Annotated in this window: 1 protein-coding gene; it reads left to right on the top strand. The window is 45.2% G+C overall.

The window, feature by feature from the left end; genetic code table 11:
• The first annotated feature begins 186 nt into the window (after window positions 1-186).
• Entirely contained in the window at window positions 187-2,076 is a 1,890-nt protein-coding gene (locus NH344_RS18070; RefSeq protein ID WP_253028284.1) for a diguanylate cyclase, read from the top strand.
• The last annotated feature ends 121 nt before the right edge of the window (window positions 2,077-2,197 follow it).

The raw sequence follows: 2,197 nt of genomic DNA, 5'->3' as shown, positions 1-2,197 counted from the left end.
CACCGATCAGCACGGTGGGTTTTGGCAATAACGGGCTTGCGAAAGCCAACTTGCACGGGCGAATGATCAAAAAGTGCTCGCTGGCGGTGATAGGGAAAGTGTCGGCGCCGGCTTCACGGATTCAGGTTACCATTAACACTACGTAACACCTTAAAAGACTGGCCTCAGTTAACTCGGGCTCTTTGTGTGCCTGTTCAAGAGCCAGACCGTTGCTGGGGGGTGCTTTATACCTTTTATAGTGATAACGAATCTTTTAGTGATAGTCATCTCCAAGGCTTAGAAAGTCTTATCAACACACTATCCTCGGCTATACGTCGCGAACGTGATCAACAGTCCCGGGTGCAAGCAGTGCGTTTGCAAGCCATTGCAGGTGAAATGGCTGATTTAGGAGGGTGGCGTTACGATTCACATAGCCAAGTGCTCTACTGGTCAGACGAAGTGTGCTCCATACATGAAACCTCTCATAACTCTCAATTAACAATCGATGAGGCGTTGTCTTATTACATACCTGAATATAGAGAACGTATTAAGAAAGCCTTTTTTGAGTGTATAAGAGAAGGGGCATCTTTTGATGAAGAAGCAGAAATTCGCACATCAACAGGTAATCGGCGGATCGTCCGAATCATTGGTGCTGCCATGGATAACGCTGGCAAGAACGGTTTTAGCGTTCAAGGGGCTTTGCAAGACATTTCTAACCAGCGTCGGGTTGAAGAAAATCTTGCCCATAGTCAAAGGCAGTTTAGGCAGCTCGCGGAAGCTATGCCAACCATTGTCTGGACAGCAGATGCGGATGGGAGGCTCGATTACGCTAATCGATATTTTGAAGAGGCCACCGGTATTCATAATGATGCCTTACCAGCGGGCGGGTGGCTGAGTGCTTTGCACCCTGAAGATGTAGAGAGGTGTCAAAGAGTATGGAAAAATGCTGTTTTAAACCAACAGCAGTATCATATCGATTTTCGCTTGTATAATAAAAATGAGAGCTTTTACCGTTGGCATAGAGTCAGTGCTGTCCCAGTTCGTGATGAATATGGCGATATATACAAATGGTATGGCAGTGCGCTAGATATTCATGATCGTAAAGTATTAGAAGATGAGCTTACGAACTCTGCTAATGCGTTAAATCGTACTCTTGAAAGTATCACAGATGGCTTCTTTACCTTAGATAGACAGTGGATGCTTCACTATTTCAACATTGAAGCAGAGCAGCTGTTGTCAAAGCCCCGGGACGCCGTATTGTATCAAGTTATTTGGGAGGTTTTTCCAGAGATTATTGGATCACAGATAGAGACTGAGCTTTGTTATGCGATGGATAAACAAATAACACGGCATTTCGAGTATTTTTCTAAAGACTTAGTTATGTGGCTTGAAATGCACATATATCCATCGGGTGATGGCTTGTCTGTTTACTTTCGTGACGTAACTGATCGCAAAAGAAGTGAAGAAAAAATTGAGTTCTTAGCATTTCATGACACGCTGACGCATTTGCCGAATAGACAATTTTTCCAGCATCAGCTAGAGAGTATTATGGAGGTTCAATCTGATACGCACGCTTATGCAGGGGTAATGCTGATAGACTTGGACCATTTTAAAGTTCTCAACGACACATGGGGACATAATGTTGGCGATCAGCTACTGAAGGGAGTTGCACGTCGTCTGGAGACCCTTGCTGGACAAGGATTGCATGCTGCTCGACTGGGTGGGGATGAGTTTACTATTCTTCTTGACCACTTACCGGGTTCACGCGAAGAAGCTATTTGTGAGTTAGTTGCTCTGGCAGAGCGCATTCACATGGTACTGAATGAGCCATATGAAGCAGAAGCGCTTCATATTCACCGCACGTGTAGTATAGGTGTCACTTTAATTGAACCCTGTAAGGATAATTCAAAAGAGATAATGAAGCGCCTAGACTTGGCGCTTTATGACGTTAAACATCGAAATCGCAATGCCGTAGGGCTATTTGATCCTGCCATGCAAGCGAGAGCGGATTTGCGAGCATGGCTCGATAGAAATATTCCAGCAGGCATCATAGCTAATGAATTTATCCCCTATTATCAACCAAAGATAAATACCTGAATCCGTGAGACCGCCCCCCGGAAGCACTTCTAACCCACTGACCTGCATGGCAATATAGCCATTATCGCCATTCACCCAGACAGTGCCATGCCCAACATAAAGTTCCGCGCCAGTCGCCGCA

Origin of the sequence: Halomonas sp. Ps84H-12, assembly GCF_024124725.1 — a bacterium.
GTDB lineage: Bacteria > Pseudomonadota > Gammaproteobacteria > Pseudomonadales > Halomonadaceae > Vreelandella > Vreelandella aquamarina.
Note: the sequence above shows the minus strand (reverse complement) of the source record. Positions and strands in the feature narration are given on the sequence as shown.